Genomic DNA, 23791 nt, shown 5'->3' with positions numbered 1-23791 from the left:
GTAACTCTTAAAATATCATTAATATCATGAAGCGTATACCGCCCTTCTTCACTCCCGGTATGTCCGTATAGGTCAGCCTACGTACATATTCTATGTGGAGCAGCTTGAAGATATTGTAGATACCTACACTGGCTTCCACATAGGGAGTCTTGCCCATGACGTGGCTGGTGGGTACACCGTCGCGCATGGGGAAGAGGAACAAGTCGGGATTGTTGCTCTTGTATGGGTTGTTCTTGTCCGTCAGCGTGCCCCACAGACCACGGATGCGGAACATCTCACGCCACTTCAGCTTCTTGATGAGCGGGATGCGGTTGAAGAGTTTTCCGTTCATGTCGTAGCTTAGGTTGAGGGAGGCGTAACGGTCGTTCAGGAACTCCATGTTGTTGATGAGGTTGAAGGACTCGTTGTTCTGCGTGATGTACGAGAGGTTTGCCATCGGTAGGTTCAGCAGGGGGAAGGGAACGGTGTTCCATTGCGCACCGGCACGTGCCGTTACGTCCAGCTTGCCCCACGAGCCGAGCCAGAAGCGCTTCCGGATGCTGGCTTCCGTCAGGTTGAAGTTGTACTCTCCACCCAGCACGCCCTTGAATCCGGCGGTGTGGGAGAGGGTGAAGGTGGGCGCATCCAACGATACGGGCACGCGGCGCTGTTTGGTGTTGACGAAGGTTTCGCCGGGAGCGTAACGCAGGGTCACACCCAGCTCGGTAGTGGTGATGTCGTGCACCAGCGTATTCTTTTCATCCCATTGTCCGGGGGTCTCTCCGTTGTTCTTCCAGTATTGCAGTTGTCCGGCAGGCTGGTCGTTGCGGTGGCGTGCCATGGCCTGGACGGAGAAGCCGGTATTGGTCTCCAGCTCGTAGGTCAGCGTGGCGTCGCGCATGTAGGACATCTGGTCTACCGTGGTCCATTTCCAGCCGACAAACAAGTTGTCCTTGTCCGTGGCGAGGTACTTGTCCATGGGAGACATCACGTCGTTGGTGTACTTGAAGGCGATGTAGTGCTTCGGGAACTCCCACAATACGTATTCGCGTTTGTTGAAGGAGTAGGCCACCTGCCCGGAGTAGAACCATTTCTTGTCCTTGGTTCCGTAGGCGCCGTAACCGCTCAGGCTCCAATGCGGGTCGAGGTTACCGGTTGTCATACCGCTCAGACGGAAGCGCGTGCCGTTGACGTAGTTGCTGGTTATCATTGTATTGATAGGACCGAAGTCGAACTTGCTGGGATGGTTCTTGCTGCCCGTTTCCACGAAGTTCTCAATCAAGGCTTTCGCTCCGAAGATGACGTACTTGAAGCCGGGAATCTGTTCGATACGGTTCATGAATACGTCCATCGTGCTCTCCTTCTTGGTGAGGGGCACTTGGCGCACTTTCGCCCAATACTCGTCGCTCTTGGCAAGCATGTTCGCCTCCTTGATGACGTTTCCTTTCAGGCGGAAGAGGCGGGGTTCTATCTCCGTGAACTGATAGTCGCTGTACTTGGTGGTCCGCTGCACTTCCAGGCCTTGGATGCCTTTCACAAAGTGCAGTTCCACGGTCATGTCGTCATCGGTCAGCACCCAGTTTCCGTCGGGCAGTTGTTCGAACTGCTGCACGATGTCGAGGTTTTCCACGAAGTTGACACCCGTCTTCTTGGGTAGGTTCATGGTACATTTCTTCACGGCATAGGTGGAGTCCTTCACCACGTAGAGGTGCCCCGTGAAACCGAAGTCCTGCGGGTTCTGCGGAACGAAAGTCAGATGCACGCACTCCTGCTTGTCCACCATGAGTGTGTCCATCAGATAGTACTTGTAGAAGCTGATGGCTCCGCGACCGATGGGGCTGACGAAGCGGCGTTGCAGCAGGCGGATGTCGTCGTCGTAGATGTTGATGTCGGAGAATACGTCCGTAAGGATGGTCCCCAGCATGTCTCCGGTGTTGAAGAACTCTTCGATACCAGTGGAGTTCATGCCTTCGATGATGGTCTTTTCGCTCTTGGGGCTTTTACGGAAAATGGTCTTGCTCGCCGTCTCCTTGATGGAGATGGGTAGAATCATCTTGTTGGTCTTGGGCGATACCTCCACCTGGTCTTTGAAGAAGGAGAATTTCTTGTAGATGCCTTTCTCCATTTTGTCAGGGGTGACGTCGTTGAGCGACATCTTCATCTTTTCGTACTTCTGGTACTGGTAGTAGTCGTTCTCTTCCAGTTTCAGGGCCTTCTTGTTCTCGATGACCTTCTTCATAAACTCCACGGCGGGGTTGTTCTTGCGGGAATATTTCTCCTTCTTGGGCTTCACGACGACCTCGGAGAGCATGATGTCATCCGATTGCAGTTTGACGTTCAGCACCCGGGTGCCGGGTTTCAGTTTTACTTTCTTGGTGATATAGCCTACGGCGGAGAACGTCAGCTCATCCCAGCCTTTGCGGGTTTCCACCTGGTATTCACCGTTTGCGTTGGAGATGCCGCCTACACCTTTCCCTTCATACTGTACGGTGATGTACATCAGTGGTTCGTTCGTGAGGGAGTCTGTGATGACACCCTTTATCTGGGCGGATGCGCTGATGGAGACGAACAGTGACAGCAGGAAAAGGGCGTAAATTGTATATCTTTGCTTCATAAGTTACAGATAATTCGGGCGCAAAGTTAACAAATTAAGGTTAATCAAGAAGCAAATATAGACTAAAGAAACGGGAGATATGGTTAAATGAACGTGAAAGTCGTATGTCTTGTTTGCCGGATACAGATAAAAAACGTACAGAATCCTTATAGAAAAGTTGCCGGATATAAAGGATAAAGTTGCACAACGTATGGAGAAAGTTCTATCCCAAGCCTTGGGATAGAAAGACCCAAGCTTGGGATAAGCGTCCGTAGGTTTGGGATAGACGTTTGCAAGCTTGGGATAGAATTTATGGAGGATTATGAATTGTTGCCGTTCAGTAGTGTCTGTACGATGCGTTCCGCCGTTCGTCCGTCCCAGCGGTCGGGCAGGGTGGTGTGCTTCCATTCTCCGTGCAGCAGCTTGTCGAGCGAGGCGGAGAGAGCGAAGGAATTTTCGCCTACCAGCTCGTTGGTACCGATGCGCCAGGTTTCGGGATGCTCGGCATAGGTATTGAGGGTGATGCAGGGGACGTCGAGGAAGGTAGCTTCTTCGGCGATGTTTCCCGAGTCGGTGACGATGCCCCGTGCCTGGTTGATGAGGAATCCGAAGTGCAGGTAACTCTGCGGAGGCAGGATGTGCAGGTTGGGAGCATTCACTTCCAGCGACTTCACCGCCTTTTGCACGTAGGGGTGTAGCGGGGCGACGATAGGCATGCCGCCGGCCTTCTCGATGACGGTCTGGAGCAGGGAGTGCAGTACGGCTTTCTTCTCCAGCAGGTCGCGGCGGTTGAGGGTGAGCAGCAGGTAGTTCCCTTTCCGCAGGCCGAGGCTGGAGAACCACATGGGCTGCACCAGGCGGTGGCGGTTGAAACGGATGGTGTCAATCAGTATGTTGCCCACGTAGTGGATATATTCGGGTATCATGCCCTCCTGGTTGAGGTTGCGGTTGGCCACCATGCCGGCGGTGAAGAGATAGTCGGAAATGGCGTCCACGATGGTGCGGTTCACCTCGCGGGGCATGTTCATGTCGAAAGAGCGTGTGCCGGCTATGACGTGCGCCACCTTCAGTCCGCGCTTCTTGGCGACGATGGAGCAGCTCATAGTGGCGGTCATGTCATCTACCACCAGTACGACTTGTGCCGGATGCCCGTCCAACTCCCGCTCGAAGGCGAGCATGATGGAGGCTGCCACCTGCGAGTGGTTGTGTCCGGTGACACCGAGGTAGGCATCCGGTTTCCTCATGGAAAGGTCGGAGAAGAGCGAGGCATCCAGGCTGGTGTCATCCTGCGGACCGGTGTAGACGATGCGGTAGGAGATGTTCTTTCCTGCCTCTCTGGCGGCGTCGATGGCGCGGCAGATGGGGGCTATTTTCATGAAGTTGGGGCGTGCGCCCGATACGATTGTTATTCTCATTGTCGTAGTTGGTGAAAAATGATACGACAAAAATACGTTTTCTTAGGGAAATTATTTGTTACTTTGCCTATTATTTTCAGAGTGTCTGTTGAAAATACACACTTATTCAATGTTTAATTTATAATTTTTAATTTTTAATTCTCAAAGTGATAATGCCAACATTTGTTCAGATACTCGATTTCATTGGCACATTTGCCTTTGCCATCAGTGGCATACGCCTGGCCTCGGCCAAGCGGTTCGACTGGTTTGGAGCGTATGTGGTGGGTTTTGTGACGGCCATTGGCGGCGGTACGATACGCGACCTGTTGCTGGACGTCACCCCGGGCTGGATGACGGATCCCATTTACTTGATTTGTACCGGACTGGCCTTGTTGTGGGTCATCCTCTTCGGTAAACATCTCATCCATCTGCACAATACGTTCTTCATATTCGACAGTATCGGCCTGGCACTGTTCACGGTGGTCGGCGTGGGCAAGAGCATCGCGCTGGGCTATCCCTTCTGGGTGGCCATCATTATGGGCAGCATCACCGGGGCTGCGGGAGGTGTGATACGTGACGTATTCATTAACGAAATTCCGCTGATATTCCGGAAGGAGATTTATGCGATGGCTTGTGTGGTGGGAGGAACCTTCTACTGGATGTGCCATCTTCTGGGGATGGAGTCTTTCGTGTGTCAGATTGTGGGCGGTGTGACGGTGTTCGTTACCCGCATACTGGCGGTGAAGTATAGGATTTGCCTGCCTATCCTTTCGGGCAATGAAGAGGAGCAGGAAGGGTAGTCCGTTATCTGCTGTCTGAGAATCTCAGGGATTTTCCGGTGAAATTCCGGGCAATGTGCAAAAGAACTTCAGGTGTTAAATATAAGATTCCCCGGCATTTGGAACCGAAATGTCGGGGAATCTTTCATATTCCTCGTTCCCCTGATAAGGGGGAAAGAGGATGGGATTGCTAAGGGGATAAAACAAGGTTAGAACAATGCATCCTTCGTGTTGAAAAGTTTGCGTTCGTTCAGTTTCACTACCTTGCCGAATTTTTCCAGCCGCTTCAGGTCAATGTTCTTAGGGTTGCCCATGATGGAAATGCAGTAAGGTTTGTCTTTGATGTTCTCTTCGTAGAATTTCACGATGTCGTCAAAGGTCAGTGCATCTACTTTCGGCAGGTTTTCCTTTGCTGGGTCGTCCGTGTAGCCTCTGTAGCCCAAGTCTACCAGTTCCATGGCTTTGTTGCGGAAGCTGGGGTGACTGGTCAGCATGGCTTGGCGGAGGTAGCTCTTGATGTTGTCGATACGTTCCGGATTCTTCGGCATGTCGTTGACGAGACCCATCAGCACGTCCAGTGCATCGTTTGCCTTGTCGTTCTGGGTACCGATATAGCCGCGCAGATAGCTTGCTTTTCCGGCTATGCCTTGCGTGCCGACGAATGCGTAGGCTGTGTAGGCCATGGAGCGTTTTTCGCGGATTTCGTTCAGAACGATGCCGGTGAAGTCAAGGCCGAAGTATTGGTTGAATGCGCTACGCAGCACGTCGTCCTTTTTGTCAGCCTTCTGCATCGGGATGTAGAGGTGGATTTGGGCTTGTTCTGCATCGTTGTTAGGCAGGAAGTAGACGGTGTTTTCGGTCACCGGCATCATGTCCTTTGCCTGCGGGGAGTTGGACGGGCGTTCGTTGGCCACCAACGGGAGGTTCTTGCTCAGAATGTCGTATACTTGGTCGAAGGGGAGTGTTCCGGTAAAGAACACCTTTGCCTCGTAGTTGGAGGCACGGTTGATGTCGCCCGTCAGTTCTGAAATCTGTAATTCGTAAATCTCCTTGTCGGTCAGCTCCTTGATGTAGTCTGATTTCTCTCCGTAGAGCATGTACTGTCGCAGTGCTTCGTTCAGGATGCTGACGTTGTCTTTGCGCTGCTGGCGCATACCCATTGCCGAACCTTTCAGACGTGCCAGTTGCTTTTCGTCCAGTTTTGGCATCAAAATCTGGCGTGAAAGTAGCTGGCAGGCTTGCGGCAGGGTGGCTTCGTAGCCCTCCATGATGATGTAGAGGTTGTCATCATCGGCTGTCACGTGGCAGGTTGCGTTCAGCTTGCTGAGTTCTTCTTTCAACTCTTGCGGTTCGTAGGCCCCCATGATGCCTGCGTTGTTCATCAACTGGGCGGCATAGCCAAGTTTTGGGAATTCGCGTTCACCGGCTCCGTATTGTACAACCAACTGGAATACGTTATTCTCCTTGTTGGGTGTGTAGTACATCTTTGAACGGTCGTTCAGTTGCTTGATTTGCACTTCGCCGTAGTCTGCGAATTTCTCCTCCATCTGTCCGATGGGCAGGTTTTTGAATTGTGTTGCATAGAGCGATTCTTTTCCTATCGGAGGTTCTACGGGTTTGTAACCCGGCTTCTCAATCTTGGCGTTCTTGTCAGGCTTTCCTTTTTCGATATATAGGGCCAGGTAATTGTCTGACAGATATTTCTTGGCTACTCGCTTGATGTCGTCAGTGGTGATGGCCATAATCTTGTCCTTGTAATTGAGTATGTCGCCCAAGTCCTGCTCGTTGTAGAAGGCGTTCATCAGTATCATGGCCTTGTCCTCGTTCGACTCCATTTCCAGGTCGAACTGGCGGCATTTCTCGGCTTTGATGGCATCAATTTTCCAGTCCTCGAATTCTCCGTTGGCGATTTGCTGGATGGCTTTCAAGGCTTTCTTTTCGGCGCTCTTGGTAGACTCGAAACGGCGCTGGTTTTCGTCGTAGAGGGGAATGGCCGCTACGATGGCGCGTCCTTGTTCGCGGAAAGTACGGGTGTAGGCTCCGGCGCTGGTCAGTTCACCGTCCAGTACCAGCTTGTCCATAGTTCCGGTCTGACTGTTGTTGTTCAGCAGTGCCAGGGCGATGTCCAGAGCGTCTTCGTCGGGATGTCCGGCAGGTACTCCATTGAATACCATTGCCACTTGCGGGTAGAATCCTACTTTAGCCGAATACTGTTTGCGGCCCTTTATTTCGAGGTTCTGGTAGACCTTGCGCTCGGGTGCGGGCTTGGCAGCCAGACGTCCGAAGGCGGCATTGATGCGTCCGCTGATTTGTTGGGCTTTGATGTTTCCTACGAGTACCAGTACCATGTTTTCGGGGACATACCATTGTTCGTAAAATTCAATCAGCTTGCTCAGGCGGGGATTCTTCAGATGTTCGGGCAGGCCGATGATGGAACGGGAGTAAGGATGTCCCTCAAAAGCTTTCTCCATCACGAACTGGTTCTGTGCACGTCCCTGGTCATCTTGTGAACGGTTATATTCTTCGTACACGTTTTCCAGCTCCGACTGGAAGGAACGGAATACGGGATGCAGGAAACGTTGTGAGGAGATTTCCAGCCATTTGTTTATCTGATAGGCAGGGAAGGAGCTGTGATAGAAGGTCCAGTCATAGTAGGTGCCTGCATTCACCCCTTTGGCACCCATGCTTTCCATCAGGTTGGAGTATTCGTTGGGAAGTCCCAATTTTCCAGCTTTGACGGTCAGCTCATTGATTTCCTTGCTGATGGCTTCTTTTTTTGCCGGGTCGGCTTCTTCGGCCATCTGGTCGTACTTGGCGATGATTTCCTTGTAGATCGGTTCTTCTTCCGTCCAGTTCAGCGCGCCTATCTTGTCTGTTCCTTTAAACATGACGTGCTCCAGGTAGTGTGCAAGTCCCGTGTACTCTTCGGGGTCGTTGATGGAACCGGCACGTACGCCTACCAGTCCGAACACGTCCGATTTGGATTCATCTTCCCATATATATACGGAAAGACCGTTCTTCAGCTTGAAAGCCTTCAGTCCTTGTCCAAAGGAGGGCAGGGAAATGATAAGGGCAGCCAGCAGAAGAAGTGACTTAAATTGAAATGATTTCATAAAATAAAGTGTTTTTATGTAATAAAAGTGTTTTCCTATATGTAGGCAAAGCTATAAAAAAATCACGTAACATTTACGAAATCTTCGGAAAAATGATGGTTTTCAGTATATAATATCACCCGCAAACTATCAGAGAGGGGGGTGTAAACTGTCAAATGATAGTTTTCACCCCTAATAAAAATCGTATTCCGTCCCCCGGGGCTTCAAATCTTCCTTATACTTGCAATCGTAAAACCTAAACCATTATTAACTATTTAAAAATTGAGCAAAGTATGAATACTTACAGTTTTAGAAAAGATTTACTTGCAGTGCAAGAAGAACTGCTTCGCTTTGCATACAAGTTGACAGCCGACCGGGAAGAAGCGAATGATTTGTTGCAAGAGACATCTCTCAAGGCTTTGGATAACGAAGACAAATTTGAACCCGACACCAATTTCAGAGGTTGGATGTATACCATTATGCGCAACATCTTTATCAATAATTACCGGAAAATAGTTCGCGAACAGACTTTTGTGGACCAGACGGACAATCAGTATCACCTCAGCATGCCCCAGGACTCTGGTTTTGCCAGTACCGAGGGTGCCTACGACCTGAAAGAAATGCATCGCATCGTCAATGCCCTTCCACGCGACTATAAAGTCCCTTTCTCCATGCATGTGTCCGGTTTCAAGTACCGCGAGATTGCCGAACGCCTCGGCCTTCCGCTCGGAACGGTGAAAAGCCGCATCTTCTTTACGCGCCAGAAGTTGCAGGATGAATTGAAAGATTTCATCTGATAATAATTTGATAGTAGCAATATGATATATAACATATTGCTTATGATGAATTTTTAAGGGTTGTTCTTGACTATATGTCAGAATAATCCTTTATATTTGTATATGTTAAGTTAACCGAAGGAAAATCTCTTATTATTGACTATGATGAAAAAGGAAATTAAATTCAGTCTTGTTTACCGGGACATGTGGCAGTCGTCCGGTAAGTATCAACCCCGGGTAGACCAGTTGGTACGTATTGCTCCGTTGATAGTTGAAATGGGTTGTTTTGCACGCGTTGAAACAAACGGAGGAGCTTTTGAGCAGGTAAACCTTCTGTATGGTGAAAATCCCAACAAGGCTGTACGCGCCTTTACCGCACCTTTTAGGGAAGCAGGCATACAGACGCATATGCTCGACCGCGGGCTAAATGCACTGCGCATGTATCCCGTTCCGGCAGATGTGCGCCGGCTGATGTACAAGGTGAAGCATGCCCAGGGTGTGGACATTACCCGTATCTTCTGCGGATTGAACGAGACGCGGAATATAATTCCTTCTATCAAATATGCTCTGGAAGCGGGCATGATACCGCAGGCTACGCTCTGCATCACGTATTCTCCCGTCCATACGGTGGAATACTATGCCAGTATTGCCGACCGGTTGATTGAAGCCGGGGCACCTGAAATCTGCTTGAAGGATATGGCGGGCATCGGACGTCCGGGTATGCTGGGACAGCTTGTCAGAACCATTAAGGAGAAGCACCCCGATGTGCTGATACAATACCACGGGCATAGCGGTCCCGGACTTTCCATGGCTTCCATTCTCGAAGTCTGTGAGAACGGTGCCGACATCATCGATGTGGCGATGGAACCCATGTCGTGGGGCAAGGTTCATCCGGACATCATCTCCGTGCAGGCCATGCTGAAAGACCTGGGTTTCCAAGTGCCCGACATAAACATGAAAGCCTACATGAAAGCCCGTGCCATGACGCAGGAGTTCATTGACGAGTTCTTGGGTTATTTCATGGACCCCACCAATAAACATATGTCCTCACTCTTGCTGAAGTGCGGTTTGCCGGGTGGCATGATGGGCTCCATGATGGCCGACTTGAAGGGAGTGCATTCCGGCATCAACATGATACTGCGCGGTAAGAACGAGCCGGAACTCAGTCTGGACGACCTGCTCGTCATGCTGTTCGACGAAGTGGAATATGTATGGCCCAAGCTGGGTTATCCTCCTTTGGTGACTCCTTTCAGCCAGTATGTGAAGAATGTGGCTTTGATGAACCTCATGCAGCAGGTAAAGGGAGAGGAGCGTTGGACGATGATAGACAACCATACGTGGGACATGATTTTGGGCAAGAGCGGACGCCTCCCCGGTACTTTAGCGCCCGAGATAGTGGAACTGGCCAAGTCCAAAGGCTTTGAGTTCGTGGATACGGACCCGCAGCTGAACTACCCGGATGCTCTGGATACATACCGGAAAGAGATGGACGAAAACGGTTGGGAATATGGCGATGATGACGAGGAACTCTTCGAGCTTGCCATGCACGACCGACAGTATCGCGACTATAAATCCGGCGTTGCCAAGAAACGTTTTGAGGATGACCTGCAGCGTGCCAAGGATGCGGCAATGGCCAAAAACGGATACTCGGAAGAAGAAATCAAGAAGCTGAAGCGTGCCAAGGCAGACCCGATAATCGCGCCTTCCAAGGGGCAAGTGCTTTGGGAGGTTTCCGTCGAAGGTCCTTCTTCTGCTCCTTTCATCGGACGCAAGTACCAGCATGATGAGGTGTTCTGCTACATCTCTACGCCGTGGGGCGAATACGAGAAGATATGGACCGGATTTACCGGACGTGTGGTGGAAGTCTGTGCCAAGCAAGGGGATGTGGTCAATAAAGGGGATGTGATTGCTTATATCCAGCGAAGTGATATTTTTGCATAAAGTGGAGGATGACTGTTTTTCAGTCATCCTTTATCATCCAGCCATTTCTTGATGGTTTCCTTCAGCACTTCTTGAGTGAAGGGTTTGGTAAGGAAGTCGTTGCAACCTGCTTCCAGGGCAGCTTGCTTGTCGTGCTCGTAGGCATAGGCTGTAAGGGCGATGATGGGGACGTCCGGTACCAGTTCACGGATGATGCGAGTGGCGTCGATTCCGCCAAGGTTGGGCATTTTCATGTCCATCAAGATGAGGTCGGGGTGGACTTCCTCGAACATCGTTACGGCTTCCATGCCGTCTTTGGCATGTTTCAGCCGATAGAGTCGGCCTAAAATGGCGTTAATTAGGATGAAGTTGCTTTCTGTATCTTCGGCAATCAGGATGGTCTTGAAAGGAGGGGTAGGGAGTGCTCCGACCTCTTCATTCTTCGGGGAATCTCCGGGGGCTGCATTTTTGCCCCTCTGCTCTGTGGAGTGTGTCTCTGCTGTCGTTTCCTGGTTGTCCTCTTCTTTCTTTTCCGCCTCTGTTTTGCTGGTGGATTCCAGCGGGAGAACAAAAGTAAATGTGGTGCCTTTACCCACCTCTGAAGTGACGGATATGTTGCCACCCAGACGTTCGATGATGGTTTTGCAGATAGAAAGTCCCAATCCGGTGCCCTGGGCAAAGTTGTTCACCTTGACGAAACGTTCGAATACCCGGTCCACCTTGTCCGGTGCAATGCCCATACCCGTATCGGTGACGTGGAATGCTACATACTTGCCTTCCCGGCGATACCCGTAACTGATGTGCCCGCTGGTGGTGAACTTGAAGGCATTGCCTATCAGATTGGAAATGACCTGGAAAATCCGGTTCTTGTCTCCGTCAATCACGATATTCTCGTCAGAGGGTTCGTATATCAGTTCCACTCCTTCGGGACAGCGGAAAATATGTGCGTCGTGTATCTCCTTGCAGAGTGGATGGAGGCGTACGGGCGTGATGGTGAACTCCACGATGCCCGATTCTATTTTTGATAAGTCGAGGATTTCGTTAATGAGCTGGAGCAGGCGTTCGTTGTTCGATTCCACTATTTCGTAATAGCCTAGCCGTTCTTCCTCGTCGGTACTTTCGGCAATAATTCGTGAGAAGCCTACAATGGCATTGAGCGGTGTGCGTATCTCGTGGCTCATGTTGGCGAGAAAGGCAGATTTGAGCCGGTCGGAGGTCTCGGCTTTCTCCTTGGCTACGAGCAGTTCCCGTTTCATCTGTTCCATTTCCGTGATGTCCCATTCGATGTTCAGCAGGATGGGGGAGAAGTCGTTGCTTTCAATCTTCATCTTCCGTTTGTCCAGATAGATGGGATTTCCGTTTCCGTCGCGTTCTTCCGCAATCCAGTGCATCTCTTTGCCGGTTCTGGCTATTTCGATGTCTTGCGCCCTCTTTTCCTGAGCAGTCTCCAGAGGATAAAAATCGAAGTCGTCCTTTCCCAATGCCTCTTGTATGGGGATTTCGCGGTTATACGATTCGCGGTTGCGGTAGAGGTACTTGAAGTTGTTGTTGATGTCCTTCACAACAATGCCTGCCGGGAGGTTTTCGATGATTTTGTCCAAAATCAGGTAGAACTGTTTGATTTGTTGCTCATGCCGGATGCGTGTGGATACATCCCTTCCGAAAGTCCAGACCGTCCCTTCGCCTTTGTCACTCGTCACCCAATAGGCGTTTCCTTCTATGGCGAGTACTTCCGGACGCAGTGGCAACGGATTGTGAACAATATAGCCTTGGGAGGTTTCTCCGCGTTTGACACATTCTGCAAATTCTTTCCACGATTTTTTGTCTCTTCCATACGAAGGCAAGTCGTATATTTTCAGTTTCGTGATGTCTTGGGTATTGCCGATGCCATGCCGCTCCTTGAAGCAGCGGTTGCCGAATATCAGTGTACCGTCTTCGTGTGCCGAGTAAATATCTTCGGTGGAGTTGTCGATGGCATGCGTCAGCAGGTTGATGTCGTTGCGCCGTTGCTGAATGTCGGTGATATTCTGTATATATCCTTCCAGAATGGTATTTTTGTCTTTATGATATTCGCGTGCAAAGGCCTTGAGACGTATATAGAAAATCTTTTCCTGGAGCAGGATGCGATAGTCCACACTGTTTTCCATTTTCCCTTTCAGGTTTTCTTTCAGCCAGTTGGTGAAAGATTTCCGGTCTTCGGGAAGTATCAGTTTCAGATAGTCGTTCAGATTGATTTCTTGTGTCTCCTCTGTGCATAGGATATTGGTGTGTCCGGCATATTTGAAGTTCTTGGTGTCTGAATCGTATTGCCAGTTTCCGATAAGCGCAGCTTTTTGGATTTCATTCAGCTCTTGGTTTTTTCTTTCGAGTTCCAGCTTGCGCTGGCTGCGTTCCGTGATGTCGCGGTATTGGCAGAGTACCATTCCGTCAAAAGGGGACATGATGCACTTGAAAAAATAATTGGTACCGTTTAGGGCCATTTCGTAGTTATGGATAGAGCGTATTTTGTGCGTCAGTACTTTTTTAAAGTCCGGATAGATTTGGTTATAAGTGGATAAGGGCATTAGTTGGAACAGATTCTTGCCCAGCAACTGGTCTTCCTTCAAGAACCAGAGATTGATGTTGTAAACTGCAATATCCACACAAATACCGTCTTTGTCCAGAAGAATCATGGTGTCGGACGTCAGCTTCAACAGTCTCTCAGCGTTTTCAGCTTGTTTCAAAATGTTTTTCATTCTTACAGTATTAGTTTCATGCCCTTCTGGCCTTCTCCCATGCGCCGCTTGCATTGCCTGTGCGCTTGTGCAGGTAGTTGAATCCTCGTATGACGTTGACGTTCATGAAGAGGAAATAGTAGGGGATGAAAAGTATCTTGTTTTTTATATGCTTCATTGAAAGGTAGTACCCCCAACTTCCCATGAGGTAGAAAAGAGCTTGTAACAGCCAGATGATGGCATACAGTAATGGCGTGCTTGTCGTAAAGATGAGAATTGTGTTGAGGGGAAGCAATAGGAACAATAGGATAGGAGTGAGCGACCAGCGCAGCACCCGGTGGGAAATATATTGGAAACAGAATGTGCCGTAACGGAATGGGTTGAGCAGCGGACGCAGCCGCCAGATGGACTGCAAGCCCCCGGCAGCGATGCGCACCTTGCGCTTTTCTTCCTCGCGCATGTCTGCCGAGCCGCTTTCTACGGCATAGGCATTGGCACAATAGGCAATGGTGTGTCCCTGCATGACGATGCGCAGGGAGAGTATGAAGTCGTCGAGCAGCGTATCTGTCTGCATTTCCTCGAACAGCTCGCGGCGCACGGCAAACAGTTCACCCGCTGCGCCTACTGCCGAATAGAGGCGTGCGTCGAGCGCTTTGAGGGTGGATTCGTATTTCCAGTATAGCCCTTCTCCCCCCGAGGCAGCATTGTCCTTGCTTTGCACGGCGATACGTTTTTCGCCTGCCACGCATCCCACTTTAGGGTCGGTGAAGGCGTGCACTATCTCCCGCAGGGCTTCGCGGTTGAGGTGAGTATTGGCATCGGTGAACACGACAAGGGGCGTTTCTACGAAATGTATACCGCGGTTCAGGGCGGCTGTCTTGCCTTGGCGTTGGGGTTGGTGGAGGACGATGGCTTGCGGCCAGTGGGAGAGGCGTTCGTTGGTATGGTCGTTGCTGCCGTCGGTCACCCAGAGGATGCGTAGCTTGTCGGCGGGATAATCCAGCTCCAGGCAGTTGTGCATTTTTTCATCCACTACATCTTCTTCGTTGTAGGCGGCGATAAATAGCGTCAATGGGGGTAAAGCATCGTCGGCAGGCATCGGACGGGGCGCAGGCTTACGGAAACATTCTTTTATCTTGACCAGGATATATAATAGTATACCATATCCTATATAAGTATAGAACACTATGAATAAACTTATCCAGAAGAGTACTTCAAGGGCTTTCATGTATCCGCTCGTTTGCTTTCTTTTTTGATAAAAAGAAATGTGATTGCCAAAAGTATGGATAATCTTTTACCGATGCAAGAAAAAGAAAAGAAAAATAAAATGTTTGTTTCTCAAGGTGTTCCGATGTTATAAGGAAGTGGGCTTCCTATAGAGGTGAGCTTGAATAACCTTGTGAGTGAGAGGCGATTAAAGGCTTTCAATCATCATTCTCCATAGGAAAGGGATGGGCAGGTAGGCAGGGCGTTACTCAAAACGCTTCTGTCATATTGAAGTAAAACAACATCTGGTTGTTTACCGTGTTTTTGCCTAAATCCAGGCGGACGTTCATGCGTGGCTGTACCTCAATGCGTAGACCTACACCATAGTTGGGCAGTACACCCTCTATCTTGCCGGGAGTGGGGCCCATGAAGCCGCAGCCGGTCCAGGCTACAAAACCTATGTGGTTGAGCATCCGCTTCACCCAAGTGCTGCGGTCGGTATTGAGCATCTGTCTGTACTCTGCCATGACCACATGCGAGGACTTGTCGCGATATTGCCCCATGTAGTAGCCGCGCAGGTCGAAAGGCGTTCCGGTGAGGGCATATTGCGTCAGAGGGACGTCACCGAACACGTTCTTGGTCTGTGCCGTCCACGCGAGCACCCTGCGCTTGCCCAGTGACTTGTATTGGCGGTAGTCTATCTCTAGGCGGTAGAAGGTCTGGTCGCTGCCGATGAACTTGGCGTACATCATGCCGCGGAAATCCAGATACATACCACGGTAGGCGTTGGCAGGGACGTCACGGCTGTCGTATGTCAGCAGGAAACCGAGGCCGGAGTTGAAGTTGTTATAGCCATTAGCCGTACCGCCTGCCTCTTTGTACGAGGGTTCGTCCACCAAGAACTTGCCGGGCTCCGTCAAGTGGTCGTAATTGATGTCGATTTGAGGTCCGGCAAAGATATTGCTGTTGCCCAGTCGGAAAAGGAACCAGGGGTTGATTTGCACGCCGCTGTACCGGTATTTGCTGGTACTGTCGCTTCGTACATAATCTTTATTGGTATTATAGCCGATGCCGTAAAAGTTTTCTTCCGTATTTTTATAGCTGAACTTTCCGAAGATACGGAAACGGTCGCCCTTAAAGAAGAGTTGCGGTTTGGAGAAGAGATTGATGCCACCGTTGAACATGAAGGCGATGGCCATGGGCACTACGGAGCGCAGCTGCGTGGTGTCGCTGGGGTTCATACGGAAGGTCATTAGGGCGCTTCCTCCCAGCACGGCACCGAAGTCGGGGGTGTAGCTGGGTCCGCCCAGAATATTGTAATGCAGATTCCGACGCGCTACCTTTTGCTTGCGTAGTTCTTTTTTGGTCAGTGCAGGAACGCTGTCGTTTGTGGCGGCCGCAGTCTGTTCCTGGGCATAAAAGGTGGTGGCGAACAGCACCAGTGCGATAATGCTTAGTATATATCTTTTCATGTCGTACGAAATGTGGGTGCAAAGGAAACTATTTTATCCCGAATAGTTTTCACTGTAATAGATAATAAATCTAAAGATGTCACTAAAATTATCAAAAAAGACATTACTTTTGTCTGCTTCACGAAGCAAGACATCAATAACTAAAAACACATAATCTGAATGAAGAAACGATTTTTATCTGTAATTGTTCTGAGTGCCGCACTGTTCTCTGTGCAGGCACAAGAGGGAAAAGGGGGTATCAGCCCCGAAATGCTTGGACAAATCAAGCAAAGTTATCAAGGCACGGCTGCCGACAAGGCGCTCCGCAATGCCATAGGCAATAATGACATCCGTAAACTGGCACTCAACCAGGAGAATATGCAGGGCATGGATACCCACTTCTCCATCAAGGTAGAATCCAAAGGCATCACCGACCAGAAGTCGTCTGGCCGCTGCTGGCTGTTTACGGGGCTGAATGTGATGCGTGCCAAGACTCTTGCCGAATACGGTTTCCAGTCTTTCGAGTTCTCCGAAGTCTATCCCTTCTTCTGGGACCAGTTGGAGAAGGCAAACCTCTTCTTGCAAGGCATCATCGACACCTCCAAGAGTCCCCTGACTGATAAGACCGTAGAATGGCTCTTCCAGCATCCGCTGAGCGATGGGGGTACCTTTACCGGTGTGGCCGACATTGTTTCCAAATACGGCCTTGTTCCCAAAGATGCCATGCCCGAAACAAACAGCAGTGAAAATACCTCCCGCATGGCCAACCTCATCTCTCTGAAGCTGAAAGAGTATGGTCTGCAACTGCGTGACATGGCTGCCGCCGGTGCCAAGCCCGAAGCTCTGGAGAAGGAGAAAACTACGATGCTCGGAACCATCTACCGCATGCTGGTGCTGAACCTCGGTGTACCTCCCACGGAGTTCGACTATGTCCGCCACGATGCCAAGGGTAATCCTGTGGAGACAGAGCATCACACTCCCATGTCTTTCCTTGAGAAATATGGAGACAAACAACTGCTGACCAACTACGTAATGCTGATGAACGACCCCAGTCGCGAGTATTACAAGTGCTATGAAATAGACTATGACCGCCACCGTTACGACGGCAAGAACTGGACTTATGTCAACCTGCCCGTAGAGGACATCAAAGAGATGGCCATTGCCTCCTTGAAGGACAGCACCATGATGTACTTCTCTTGCGATGTGGGCAAGTTCCTGAACTCCGAACGCGGTCTGCTCGATGTGAAAAACTATGACTACGAATCACTGATGGGCACCACCTTCGGGATGGACAAGAAGCAACGTATCCAGACTTTCTCCAGTGGCTCTTCCCACGCCATGACCTTGATGGCCGTTGACTTGAACAAAGACGGAAAGCCCGTAAAATGGATGGTAGAGAACAGTTGGGGAGCCGCTTCCGGTTATCAGGGACATCTCATCATGACCGACGAGTGGTTCAATGAATACATGTTCCGTCTGGTAGTGGAGACAAAGTATGTTCCCGCCAAAGTGATGGAACTGTTTAAACAAAAGCCCGTCTGCCTGCCGGCATGGGACCCGATGTTCGCTGAAGAAAAGTGATGATAAGGATTAGGGGTTAGGGATTAAGGATTAAGGATTAGTGGGCTGCACTATGATTCCGCAGGGTATTAATCCCTAATTCTTAACCCCTAATCCTTGTTCTCGTGTTCGTTAACGAAAGGGATTACGGAAATTTCTCCGTAATTCCTTTCTTTTTTACTCTTTATTCACGTTCTTTTTTGCTACTTTTGCGGCAAATTAATGAAACCATTATTTTAAATAAACGCATGGCAAATGTAATTAAGTTACGTAAAGGCCTTGACATCAACCTGAAAGGCGCTGCTGCCCAGGAACTTGTGTCTGTTAAGGAACCGGGATTCTATTCGCTGGTTCCCGATGACTATACAGGCATCACTCCGAAAGTGGTGGTCAAAGAGCAGGAATATGTGATGGCCGGGGGACCCTTGTTTATCGACAAGAATCATCCTGAATTGAAATTTGTTTCGCCCGTTAGCGGCGTAGTGACAAGCGTGGAGCGTGGTGCACGCCGCAAGGTGCTGAACATCGTCGTAGAGGCTGCCACTGAGCAAGACTATGAGGAATTCGGCAAGATGGACCCGTCCAAGATGAGCGGCCAGCAAGTAAAAGAAGCTCTTTTGCAAGCAGGTATGTTCGCTTTCATCCGCCAACGTCCGTACGACGTTATCGCTGATCCGACGGTAACTCCGAAAGCTATCTTCATTTCGGCTTTCGACAGCAATCCGCTGGCTCCCGATTTTGAATTCGCGCTGAAGGGAGAAGAAGCAAACTTCCAGACGGGACTCGACGCTTTGTCAAAGATGGCAAAGACGTATCTGGGTATTAGTGTAAAACAAAAGTCTGCTGCTCTTGTGCAGGCAAAGAACGTTACCGTAACAGCTTTTGACGGACCACATCCGGCAGGCAACGTGGGTGTACAGATTAACCACATCTCTCCGGTAGTGAAGAGTGAAACGGTCTGGACCATCAGTGCCGAAGCCGTACTCTTCATCGGACGTCTGATGAATACCGGTCGTGTGGACATGACCCGTACGGTGGCTGTAACGGGTTCCGAAGTGTTGAAACCCGCTTATTGCAAGCTGAAAGTCGGCGCTCTGTTGACGAACGTTTTCAAAGGTAACGTGACTACCGACAAAGACCTCCGCTACATCAGCGGCAACGTGCTGACCGGTAAGAAAGTTTCTCCGAACGGCTTCCTCGGCTCTTTCGACAGCCAATTGACCGTTATTCCCGAAGGAGATGAAATCCATGAAATGTTGGGTTGGATTATGCCGCGTTTCAATCAGTTCAGCGTCAACCGCTCTTACTTCAGCTGGTTGATGGGCAAGAAGGAATATGTGATAGATGCCCGTATCAAGGGTGGTGAACGTCACATGATTATGTCCAACGAATACGACCGCGTATTTCCGATGGACATCTTCCCCGAATACTTGGTGAAAGCAATCATTGCAGGTGACATCGACCGTATGGAGGCTCTGGGCATCTACGAAGTAGCTCCCGAAGACTTCGCTCTCTGCGAATTCGTATGTTCTTCCAAAGTGGAAGTGCAGCGCATCGTACGTGCAGGGCTCGATATGCTTCGTGCCGAAATGGCATAATCGGGGCGTATGGCAAATCGTAAATTGTAAATCGTAAAATCGTAAATATATTAATGAAAGCGTTAAGAAATTATCTCGACAAGATAAAGCCGAACTTTGAGGAAGGCGGCAAATTCCACGCATTTCGTTCGGTGTTTGATGGCTTCGAAACATTCCTGTTCGTGCCCAATGCCACTTCGAAATCGGGAACGCATATTCACGACTCCATTGACAGCAAACGCATCATGTCGATGGTGGTCATTGCGTTAGTACCGGCGCTGCTGTTCGGTATGTATAACGTAGGTTACCAGCATTTCCACGCTACCGGTGCTGCCGGAGGCTTCTGGGAAATGTTCATCTACGGTTTTCTGGCTGTATTGCCAAAAATCATTGTATCTTATGTAGTAGGTCTCGGCATTGAGTTCGTAGTGGCTCAGTGGAAGAAGGAGGAGATTCAGGAAGGCTTCTTGGTTTCCGGTATCTTGATTCCGATGATTGTTCCGGTAGACTGCCCGTTGTGGATTCTGGCGGTGGCTACTGCATTCTCTGTAATTTTTGCTAAGGAAGTATTCGGTGGTACGGGTATGAACGTGTTCAACGTAGCTTTGATTACCCGTGCATTCTTATTCTTCGCCTATCCTACGAAGATGTCCGGTGATGCCGTTTGGGTATCGGGCGACAGTATCTTCGGTCTGGGACAGTCGGTAGATGGTCTGACGGTAGCTACTCCGTTGGGTGCAGCCGCTACCTCGGGCGCCGTTCCGGAGTTCTCCTGGGACATGGTGACCGGCCTTATTCCGGGTTCCATCGGTGAGACAAGCGTTATCGCCATCGCTCTGGGTGCCATTCTGCTGTTGTGGACGGGCATTGCAAGCTGGAAAACGATGTTCTCCGTATTCGTAGGCGGTGCCTTCATGGCATGGGTGTTCAATGCAATCGGTCCCGACACTCCGATGGCACAGATGCCTTGGTACGAACACCTCGTGCTGGGCGGTTTCTGCTTCGGTGCCGTGTTCATGGCTACCGACCCCGTTACATCGGCACGTACAGAGACTGGTAAGTACATCTTCGGATTCCTGATTGGTGCCATGGCTATCATTATCCGTGTGCTCAATCCCGGTTACCCCGAAGGTATGATGCTTGCCATCCTGCTGATGAATATCTTCGCTCCGCTGATTGACTACTGTGTGGTACAGGGTAACATCAGCCGTCGCGAAAAACGTGCAATCAAGTCTAACAATTAAATACCGGAAAAGAAATGAATACCAATAGTAATAGTTATACTATCATTTATGCTTCGGTAATGGTTGTTATCGTTGCATTCCTGCTGGCATTCGTAAGTTCTTCCTTGCGCGAGACGCAGAACAAGAATGTGGAACTTGACACGAAGAAGCAGATTCTTGCTGCACTCAACATCAAGGACGTGAAGGATGCCGAAGCTGAATATAATAAATATGTAAAGGGCGATATGCTGATGAACGTTGACGGTACTCTGACAGAGAATACCGGTGCATTTGCTACCGCTTACGAGAAGGAAGCCAAAGAAAATAACCGTCTGCACGTATTCGTGGCAGAGGTTGACGGTGAGAAGAAATATGTATTTCCCGTTTACGGTGCCGGTCTTTGGGGCGCTATCTGGGGATATGTTGCGCTGAACAGCGACAAGGATACCGTTTATGGTGTTTACTTCTCTCATGCCAGTGAGACTCCGGGTCTGGGTGCCGAAATCGCCAGCACGCATTTCCAGGGAGAGTTCTCCGGCAAGAAAACGTTGGAGAACGGCGAGGTAGTCCTCGGTGTTGTGAAGAACGGCAAGGTAGAGAAACCTGACTATCAGGTGGACGGCATTTCCGGTGGTACCATCACTTCTGTAGGTGTGGATGCCATGTTGAAGGCTTGTCTGAGCAGCTACAAGAACTTTTTAACTAATAATAATGAGGAGGAATAAGAATATGGGACAATTGTTTTCAAAGAAGAATAAAGAAGTATTCTCTACTCCGCTGGGACTGAACAACCCCGTTACCGTGCAGGTATTGGGTATCTGTTCTGCTTTGGCTGTTACTGCCAAACTGGAGCCTGCCATTGTGATGGGGCTTTCAGTGACGGTGATTACAGCATTCTCCAATGTAGTGATTTCACTGCTGCGCAAGACGATACCCAACCGTATCCGTATCATCGTTCAGCTGGTGGTTGTTGCCGCGTTGGTAACTATTGTAAGTGAGATTCTGAAAGCTTTTGCTTACGATGTAAGTGTGCAGCTTTCTGTATATGTAGGTCTGATTATTACCAACTGTATCCTGATGGGACGCTTGGAAGCATTTGCCATGCAGAACGGTCCCTGGGAATCTTTCCTTGACGGTGTGGGTAATGGTTTGGGATATGCCAAGATTCTGGTAATCGTAGCCTTCTTCCGCGAGCTTCTGGGTTCGGGAACGCTGCTCGGTTTCAACATCTTGAACTATGAACCTCTGCAGAAGTTGGGCTATGTGAACAACGGCTTGATGCTGATGCCGCCAATGGCGTTGATTCTCTGCGCTTGCATCATCTGGTATCAGCGTGCACGTCACAAAGAATTGCAGGAAAAGCAGTAATAAATAAATGAAGAATGAAAAATGAAAGAATGAAAAATGGGCTGCTCTGCTGCAGTACAAGTTCTCATTGCTTTAATTCTTTAATTCTTTAATTCTTAATTTATCGAAGAGATATGGAACATTTAATAAGTTTATTCGTCCGCTCTATCTTTGTGGACAACATGATATTCGCGTTCTTCCTCGGTATGTGTTCTTACCTTGCCGTATCGAAGAATGTGAAGACTGCCGTAGGACTGGGTATCGCCGTAACTTTCGTGTTGGTGGTTACGCTTCCGGTCAACTATTTATTGCAGACAAAGGTGCTGGCTGCCAACGCAATCATTGAAGGCGTTGACCTCAGCTTCTTGAGCTTTATTCTTTTCATTGCTGTAATCGCAGCTATCGTTCAGTTGGTGGAAATGATTGTAGAGCGTTTTAGCCCTTCGCTGTATGCTTCACTGGGTATCTTCCTGCCGCTGATTGCTGTAAACTGTGCCATCATGGGTGCTTCTCTTTTCATGCAGCAGCGCATCACGCTGGGTGAGAGCGACCCGAAATTCATCGGTGGCATTGCTGATGCTGTCTCTTATGCGTTGGGCTCCGGTATCGGTTGGTTGCTGGCTATCGTAGGCTTGGCTGCCATCCGTGAGAAAATGGCCTATTCTGACGTTCCGGCTCCACTGAAAGGACTGGGCATCACGTTTATCACTGTAGGTCTGATGGCAATGGCATTTATGTGTTTCTCTGGTTTGAACATCTAAAAGAAAGGAATAAAACAATGGATATGAATATGATATTAGCAAGCATTGGAGTATTCCTCGTGGTTGTCATCCTGCTTGTTGTTATCCTGCTGGTTGCCAAGAATTTCTTGGTGCCTTCGGGTAATGTAAAACTGACTATCAATGGCGACAAGGAACTGGACGTAGCTTCCGGTTCTACATTGCTGAATACGCTGTCTGTAAACGGTGTGTTCCTTTCCTCCGCTTGCGGTGGTAAAGGTTCCTGCGGACAGTGCAAATGCCAGGTAATGGAAGGTGGGGGTGAAATCTTGCCTTCTGAGACTCCGCACTTCAGCCGTAAGCAAATACAAGATCACTGGCGTCTGGGTTGCCAGGTGAAAGTGAAAGGCGATATGGCCATCAAGGTTCCCGAAAGCGTACTGGGCGTAAAAGAGTGGGAGTGCGAGGTTATCTCCAACAAGAATGTGGCTACGTTCATCAAAGAGTTCATCGTTGCATTGCCCAAAGGCGAGCACATGGATTTCGTTCCGGGTTCTTATGCGCAGATTAAGATTCCTAAATATTCGATGGATTATGATAAGGACATCGACAAGAGCCTTATCGGTGATGAGTATCTGCCTGCATGGGAGAAATTCGGTCTGCTGGGCTTGAAGTGCCGCAATGACGAAGAAACCATCCGTGCCTATTCTATGGCCAACTATCCTGCCGAAGGCGACCGCATTATGCTGACGGTACGTATCGCCACGCCTCCGTTCAAGCCGAAAGACCAGGGCCCGGGCTTCATGGATGTAATGCCGGGTATCGCTTCTTCTTATATCTTTACCCTGAAACCGGGTGATAAGGTAACCATGAGTGGCCCTTACGGAGACTTCCATCCGATATTCGACTCCAAGAAGGAGATGATGTGGGTCGGCGGTGGTGCCGGTATGGCTCCGTTGCGTGCACAGATTATGCACATGACGAAGACGCTGCACACTACAGACCGCGTGATGAATTACTTCTACGGTGCACGTGCATTGAATGAAGTGTTCTATCTGGAAGACTTCCTGCAGATTGAAAAGGATTTCCCCAACTTCAAGTTCCATCTTGCACTGGACCGTCCCGATCCGGCAGCCGATGCAGCGGGCGTGAAGTACACTCCGGGCTTCGTACACAACGTAATTTACGAGACTTACTTGAAAGACCACGAAGCTCCCGAAGACATCGAATACTACATGTGCGGTCCCGGTCCGATGTCGAAAGCTGTTGAGAAGATGCTCGACGACCTCGGCGTTCCGGCTCAGAACCTGATGTTCGATAACTTTGGCGGATAATCTTCCTTGTCCGTCTTGAGATAAAAAAACTCCGGCTTGTCCTTCAGGGCTTTGCCGGAGTTTTTTGTTCGGGGCATTTCCTCTCTAATGAAAGAAAGTGGAGTGGATTCTTCGTCGCTTTTTCTTT

16 protein-coding genes are annotated in these 23791 nt (G+C 49.7%); 10 read left to right on the top strand and 6 right to left on the bottom strand.

Annotated elements, in window-relative coordinates:
• Positions 1–7: 7 nt before the first annotated feature.
• Both DW947_RS01650 and DW947_RS01645 read right to left on the bottom strand, forming a co-directional pair.
• Complete coding sequence (locus tag DW947_RS01650; protein WP_117962875.1) at positions 8–2593, bottom strand: DUF5686 and carboxypeptidase-like regulatory domain-containing protein; 2586 nt, start codon at positions 2591–2593, stop codon at positions 8–10.
• Positions 2594–2892: 299 nt separating this feature from the next.
• Positions 2893–3987: a UDP-N-acetyl glucosamine 2-epimerase gene (locus DW947_RS01645; RefSeq protein ID WP_022401058.1), complete on the bottom strand. Its 1095-nt coding sequence runs from the start codon at positions 3985–3987 to the stop codon at positions 2893–2895.
• Positions 3988–4139: 152 nt separating this feature from the next.
• Between DW947_RS01645 and DW947_RS01640 the strand changes: the two genes are divergently transcribed.
• A complete protein-coding gene (locus tag DW947_RS01640) occupies positions 4140–4766 on the top strand; it encodes a trimeric intracellular cation channel family protein (protein WP_005836440.1) in 627 nt (208 codons plus the stop codon).
• A gap of 188 nt (positions 4767–4954) precedes the next feature.
• On the opposite strand, the gene DW947_RS01635 is transcribed toward DW947_RS01640, so the two are convergent.
• The gene (locus tag DW947_RS01635) at positions 4955–7858 is read right to left on the bottom strand and encodes a M16 family metallopeptidase (RefSeq protein ID WP_005828298.1); all 2904 of its coding nucleotides are present in this window, start codon (positions 7856–7858) and stop codon (positions 4955–4957) included.
• Positions 7859–8130: 272 nt separating this feature from the next.
• On the opposite strand from DW947_RS01635, the gene DW947_RS01630 reads away from it, so the two are divergent.
• Positions 8131–8634, top strand: a complete 504-nt coding sequence (locus tag DW947_RS01630; RefSeq protein WP_005828302.1) for an RNA polymerase sigma factor — start codon at positions 8131–8133, stop codon at positions 8632–8634.
• A gap of 144 nt (positions 8635–8778) precedes the next feature.
• Positions 8779–10554 (top strand): biotin/lipoyl-binding protein, encoded by a 1776-nt coding sequence (locus tag DW947_RS01625; RefSeq protein WP_025835515.1) that lies wholly within the window; start codon positions 8779–8781, stop codon positions 10552–10554.
• Positions 10555–10577: 23 nt separating this feature from the next.
• Here DW947_RS01625 and DW947_RS01620 read toward each other — a convergent pair whose 3' ends face one another.
• The 3 genes from DW947_RS01620 to DW947_RS01610 form a co-directional block, all read right to left on the bottom strand.
• On the bottom strand, positions 10578–13268 hold the full coding sequence (locus DW947_RS01620; RefSeq protein WP_005828305.1) for an ATP-binding protein: 2691 nt from the start codon (positions 13266–13268) through the stop codon (positions 10578–10580).
• Between the two features lie 16 nt (positions 13269–13284).
• Positions 13285–14475, bottom strand: a complete 1191-nt coding sequence (locus tag DW947_RS01615) for a glycosyltransferase family 2 protein (RefSeq protein WP_005828306.1) — start codon at positions 14473–14475, stop codon at positions 13285–13287.
• A 247-nt stretch (positions 14476–14722) separates the two neighbouring features.
• Entirely contained in the window at positions 14723–15925 is a 1203-nt protein-coding gene (locus DW947_RS01610) for a BamA/TamA family outer membrane protein (protein WP_005828308.1), read from the bottom strand.
• A 159-nt stretch (positions 15926–16084) separates the two neighbouring features.
• On the opposite strand from DW947_RS01610, the gene DW947_RS01605 reads away from it, so the two are divergent.
• From DW947_RS01605 to nqrF, 7 genes are all read left to right on the top strand, one after another.
• Positions 16085–17485 (top strand): C1 family peptidase, encoded by a 1401-nt coding sequence (locus tag DW947_RS01605; RefSeq protein ID WP_005828311.1) that lies wholly within the window; start codon positions 16085–16087, stop codon positions 17483–17485.
• Positions 17486–17712: 227 nt separating this feature from the next.
• Entirely contained in the window at positions 17713–19062 is a 1350-nt protein-coding gene (locus DW947_RS01600; RefSeq protein ID WP_008663256.1) for a Na(+)-translocating NADH-quinone reductase subunit A, read from the top strand.
• A gap of 53 nt (positions 19063–19115) precedes the next feature.
• Positions 19116–20285, top strand: coding sequence for an NADH:ubiquinone reductase (Na(+)-transporting) subunit B (locus DW947_RS01595; protein ID WP_005828314.1), 1170 nt, complete (start codon positions 19116–19118; stop codon positions 20283–20285).
• 14 nt (positions 20286–20299) lie between these two features.
• Positions 20300–20989 carry a Na(+)-translocating NADH-quinone reductase subunit C gene (locus DW947_RS01590; RefSeq protein WP_008663259.1) on the top strand — a complete coding sequence of 230 codons (690 nt, stop codon included), beginning with the start codon at positions 20300–20302 and terminating at the stop codon, positions 20987–20989.
• Between the two features lie 4 nt (positions 20990–20993).
• Complete coding sequence (locus DW947_RS01585) at positions 20994–21632, top strand: NADH:ubiquinone reductase (Na(+)-transporting) subunit D (protein ID WP_005836455.1); 639 nt, start codon at positions 20994–20996, stop codon at positions 21630–21632.
• Positions 21633–21745: 113 nt separating this feature from the next.
• On the top strand, positions 21746–22372 hold the full coding sequence (gene nqrE / locus DW947_RS01580; RefSeq protein WP_005828321.1) for an NADH:ubiquinone reductase (Na(+)-transporting) subunit E: 627 nt from the start codon (positions 21746–21748) through the stop codon (positions 22370–22372).
• 17 nt (positions 22373–22389) lie between these two features.
• Positions 22390–23664: an NADH:ubiquinone reductase (Na(+)-transporting) subunit F gene (nqrF, locus tag DW947_RS01575; protein WP_016272690.1), complete on the top strand. Its 1275-nt coding sequence runs from the start codon at positions 22390–22392 to the stop codon at positions 23662–23664.
• Positions 23665–23791: the final 127 nt, after the last annotated feature.

It is taken from the genome of Bacteroides sp. AM44-19 (assembly GCF_003603395.1).
In the GTDB taxonomy this organism is placed as follows: Bacteria; Bacteroidota; Bacteroidia; order Bacteroidales; family Bacteroidaceae; genus Bacteroides; species Bacteroides uniformis.
Note: the sequence above shows the minus strand (reverse complement) of the source record. Positions and strands in the feature narration are given on the sequence as shown.